This window comes from Ruminococcus sp., from assembly GCF_024684275.1.
On record NZ_JAIKXF010000084.1, the window covers coordinates 1 to 5,233 of the forward strand.

Genomic DNA, 5,233 nt, shown 5'->3' on the forward strand with positions numbered 1-5,233 from the left:
CATAATTAATACTCCAATCTGCCTCAAAGGCATAACCTTACAATTTCTTACTTTACATTTTAACACATTATTCTGTAAAAGTAAAGTCTTTTTTTACTTAAAAGAAATTACTCAAGAACAAAATAAATATATAATAAGAAAAAGACTACACCTTTGTGTATATCATACCACATTCTTAACAAAAAGTAAAGTGATTTTTTTCGGAATCGCAAATTTTGGCGTTACATACCAAATAATCACAATATTTCGTCTATTTCAACAATAATTAATGTTAATTGACTGTTAAAGCCCATAATTTGTATCAGCATTTAATCAGATGCAAGCTGATATTATAAATTCATTTTATCTCTGCAATACAGGGGTTGAATTTTTTATTGTTTTATAGTATAATGATTTAGAACAGTTTTGTTCAACAGGATATGATAAATAGAAATGCGGTGATCTTATGGAACAAACCATTAAAAGCGATAAAAATATAGAGGAGTCAAATATTCTTTATACTGTAGCGATGAGAGGTCTTGTTGCATTTCCGAAAATGGTTATGCATTTTGACGTTTCACGCAGCAAGTCAATGGCAGCGGTCGAGCGTTCGCTCAAGGAAGGCGGCAAGCTCTTTCTTGTTACTCAGCATGAGGCTTATATAGATAATCCCAAGGCGTCCGATCTTTACAAAGTCGGCGTGGTAGCCGAGATAAAGCAGGTGCTCAAGCTGCCTGATAATATAATGAAAGTCCTTGTTGAAGGTATTTACAAGGCTAATCTTGTAAGGCTCATCGACGACGGTGAAGTTTTAAAGGCGGAAGTAAAGCGCACCCCTACGTATTCAAGGGCAAAGTTCGACGAGGTCGAATCGGAAGCACTCATGCGTTCGATAAAGGACGTTTTTGAGAGATATGCTTCATTTTTTCCGAAGATGCCGAAGGAGCTTCTTAACTCAATAATGACTCAGGATTCTCCTCTGAAGCTTTTTGAGACTGTGACCTTCAACTGTAATCTTAATTACCGTGACAAGCAGACTCTCCTCGAGGAGACCAATATCATAAACAAGCTTTCCGTGCTTTTTGCCTGCCTTACATCAGAGGTGGAGATACTCGAGCTTGAAAATCTTATCAACGAGCAGACCAAAAACAGCATAGATAAAGGGCAGAAGGAGTTCTATCTCCGTGAGCAGCTCAGAGTTATTCAGGAGCAGCTCGGTGAGGACGAGGCTGAGGAAGCCTTCGGCTATATCAATGATATTATGGATCTCAAAATGGACGAAAAGGGCAAGGAAAAGCTCCTCAAGGAAGCTGATAAGCTCACAAAGCTGCCGCCTGCGTCCCAGGAAGCCTTTGTTATCAAGAATTATCTTGATACGGTCCTCGATCTGCCGTGGGGCAAGTATACAAAAGCCAAGCTCTCAATGGACAAGGCGGAGGCTGTTCTCGAAAAGGATCATTACGGTCTGAAAAAGGTCAAGGAACGTATACTTGAATTCCTTGCCGTACATATGCTCAATCCCGAGATAAAGGGACAGATCATCTGTCTCGCAGGCCCTCCCGGTATAGGAAAGACCTCCATTGCCAAGTCTATCGCCAAGGCAATGGGCAGAAAGTATGCCAGAGTTTCTCTCGGAGGCGTTCGTGATGAAGCCGATATCAGAGGCCACAGAAAAACGTACGTCGGAGCTATGCCCGGACGTGTCATTACTGCTATAACACAGGCAGGCTCTGCAAATCCGCTCATACTTTTTGACGAGATCGACAAGCTTTGCAGCGATATAAAGGGCGATCCGTCGTCGGCAATGCTCGAAGTACTTGACGCTGAGCAGAACTATGCATTCAGAGATCATTTTATAGAAGTTCCTTTTGATCTGAGCAAGGCAGTCTTTATTACGACTGCCAACAATGTCAGCGCTATCCCCGCGCCTCTGCTCGACAGAATGGAAGTGATAGAGCTTTCAAGCTATACGGCTGAGGAAAAGTTCCATATCGCCAAGGAGCATCTTATACCCAAGCAGCTCAAGGAGCACGGTCTCAAGGCTTCACAGCTGAAAATAGCTGATGACGCCATCAATGAGCTCATACAGTATTATACCAAGGAAGCGGGCGTGCGTTCCCTTGAAAGGTGCATAGCTTCACTTTGCAGAAAGACTGCCAAGAAGATAGCTGCGGACGAGATAAAGAAGGCAACTGTCAAAGCCAAGGATCTTAATGATCTCCTCGGAATCAGAAAGTATATCGGAGACCTATCATCAAAGAAGGATCAGGTCGGCGTTGTGAACGGACTTGCATGGACATCCGTAGGCGGCGTTCTCATGCCCATAGAAGTTCTGATAATGCAGGGTACGGGAAAGATCGAAGTGACAGGTTCACTGGGCGATGTTATGAAGGAAAGTTCAAAGATAGCTGTAAGCTATGTGAGAAGTATTGCCGACAAGTACAAGATAGATCCTGATTTTTATAAAAACAAGGATATCCACATACACGCCCCCGAGGGAGCTGTTCCTAAGGACGGACCGTCGGCAGGCGTTACCATGACGACAGCTCTGCTGTCGGCTCTTTCTGGTATAAAGGTAAGAGCTGATGTGGCTATGACAGGTGAGATAACTCTTCACGGAAAGGTACTTCCTATCGGCGGACTTCGTGAAAAGACAATGGCTGCTTACAAGGCAGGCATAAAGAAAGTTATAATCCCTGTTGAAAACAAGCCCGATCTTGAAGAAGTGGATCAGGCAGTCAAGGATGCTGTCGAATTTGTTTTCGCATCGGAACTCAAGGACGTTTTTGATGCTGCTCTTATAAAGTGACCAAGGAGGAAGTCTGAGTGAGGCTTAATTACAATAAGGCTGAATTTACAGCTGCATACGGAAAGTTTTCGCAGCTTCCTACGTCTGACAGGATAGAGATAGCCTTTGCGGGACATTCCAACGTGGGCAAATCAACGCTGATAAACAAGCTCTTTAACCGCAAGAACCTTGCAAGAGTAAGCTCTGTTCCCGGAAAAACGGCTACCATAAACTTTTACGGGCTTGACAACATCTACTTTGTCGATCTTCCGGGATACGGATACGCGAAGGTGGCAAAGTCGGAAAAAGAGCGCTGGGCAGGACTTATAGAGGGATATCTCGGTTCTGACAGGGATATACGGCTTGTGTTCATGCTTGTTGATATGCGCCATGCTCCCACGAGCGATGATGTTCACATGATAAATTTCCTTATAGATACGGAAATGCCTTTTGTGCTCGTACTGACAAAGGCTGACAAGCTCAATAAAACGGAGCGTGAAAAGCGCATGGAAGCTTTCAGGAGCGAGATACCCTGCTTTGATGATATCCATTCCATCCCCTTTTCGTCGCAGACCTTTGAAGGAGTAGAGGAGCTCAGGCAGATAGTTGAAGATATTGCTGACGACAATGACGTCGTTGCATAATAAAACAAACCTGAAAGGATGTTAAAAATGTTTGTATCCGAAAATCTGAGCGTCAATGCCGCAGGACATCTTGCTGTCGGCGGGGTTGACACGGTGGAACTTGCCAAAGAGTATGGCACTCCGCTTTATGTCATGGATGAACAGGTCGTCAGAAAAAGCCTCAGGCTCTTCCATGACAGCATGAACAAGCACTACGGCGGCAGGGGAGAAGTTCACTACGCAAGCAAGGCTTTTTCCTGCATGGAGATGTGCAGGATAGTTGCAAGCGAAGGCGACGGACTTGACGCTGTATCTATAGGAGAGCTTTATACTGCTGTAAAAGCAGGATTTCCTATGGAAAAAGTCGGCTTCCACGGCAACAACAAGACCAATGAGGAACTGGAATATGCCGTTGAGGTCGGTGTCGGACATATCATAGTCGACAATATCAGTGAGCTTCACAGACTTGAAAAAATAGCCGCAAAAAAGAACGCTCAGCCTAAGATAATGTTCCGCATCAAGCCCGGAATAGACGCTCATACCCATGATTTCGTTAGGACAGGACAGATCGACAGCAAATTCGGCTTTGCTCTTGAAACAGGAGAAGCCTTTGAAGCTGTAAAGGAAGCTGTAAGCTGCAAAAATGTAAGTCTTTTCGGACTTCACTGTCATATAGGTTCGCAGATCTTTGATATTGCTCCTTTTGAGGAAGCTGCAAAGGTGATGCTCGGATTTATCGCAAAGATAAAGAATGAACTGGGTTATGAGATCGAAGGTCTCAATCTTGGCGGCGGATTCGGCATCAAGTACGTAGACGAAAATGATCCGAAGCCCTTTGAGGTCTATCTTGAAAAGGTGTCTGAGGCGGTAAAAGCTGAATGTGAAAAGCTTGGATTAAAGCTCCCGAAAATGTTTATCGAGCCCGGACGTTCGATCGCAGGTCCTGCGGGTATAACCCTTTATACAGTAGGTGCACGCAAGGTGATACCGAATATAAGGACATATGTATCTGTTGACGGCGGTATGGCTGATAATCCGAGGTATATCCTTTACGGTTCCGAGTATGATGCAGTCGTTGCCAATAAGGCGGGTGAAGAGAGGAATGAAAAAGTTACCATCGCGGGAAAGTGCTGCGAGAGCGGCGACCTTATCGGTGAGAATATGCCTCTTCAGCACGCAGAGTCAGGTGATATCATCGCTGTTTGTGCAACAGGAGCATATAACTACTCTATGTCATCGAATTACAACAGACTTCAGAAGCCTGCTGTTGTTTTTGTAAAAAACGGAAAATCGAGGATCGCTGTCAAGAGAGAAACACTTGACGACATCATCCGAAACGATATATGAAAATTAAGGCGTGAAAAGCAAACTGCTTTTCACGCCTTTTGAATGTATGATCTGCCCTGCCATGTGTCAAGCTCGGCAAGTCTTTTGTCGATGCCGCCGAGGACCGCGATCTTGTCTGCGCTCCACATGGGAGCTATGAGCTTTGATTTGTCTCCGTCGCCCGTGATACGCTCTATGACTGTTTCGGGTGGCAGAAGTTCGAGCTGTTTTACGATAATATCAATGTATTCGCTGCGTTCAAGGAGACGGAACTCTTTTTTTCCATACATATCGGCAAGAACTGTTCCTTTTATAACGTGAAGCATCTGGAGCTTTACCGCTTCGGGAGCAAGTCTTGCGGCTTCTTCTGCTGTTTTTATCATCATTTCGGGAGTTTCATTAGGAAGCCCATTGATAATATGTATACAGGTGCGTATCCCGCCTGATCTCAGTCTGTAAAAGCCCTCGCAGAACTCTTCGTGAGAATAGCAGCGGTTTATGAGCTTTAATGTACTTT

At 44.5% G+C, this 5,233-nt stretch carries 3 protein-coding genes and 1 pseudogene; 3 read left to right on the forward strand and 1 reads right to left on the reverse strand.

All coding sequences use genetic code 11. From position 1 onward, the window contains the following. Positions 1–445 precede the first annotated feature (445 nt). From lon to lysA, 3 genes are read left to right on the forward strand one after another with little or no spacing between them, the layout of a single operon-like run. Positions 446–2,788 (forward strand): endopeptidase La, encoded by a 2,343-nt coding sequence (gene lon, locus K5677_RS08715; protein ID WP_296726923.1) that lies wholly within the window; start codon positions 446–448, stop codon positions 2,786–2,788. Between the two features lie 17 nt (positions 2,789–2,805). After that, a complete protein-coding gene (gene yihA, locus K5677_RS08720; protein ID WP_294751023.1) occupies positions 2,806–3,411 on the forward strand; it encodes a ribosome biogenesis GTP-binding protein YihA/YsxC in 606 nt (201 codons plus the stop codon). A gap of 27 nt (positions 3,412–3,438) precedes the next feature. Then, a complete protein-coding gene (lysA, locus tag K5677_RS08725; RefSeq protein WP_296726925.1) occupies positions 3,439–4,737 on the forward strand; it encodes a diaminopimelate decarboxylase in 1,299 nt (432 codons plus the stop codon). A gap of 29 nt (positions 4,738–4,766) precedes the next feature. Here the strand turns inward: lysA and K5677_RS08730 are convergent. Next, positions 4,767–5,233 (reverse strand): annotated as a pseudogene (locus K5677_RS08730) (TIGR01212 family radical SAM protein); the annotation flags it as partial.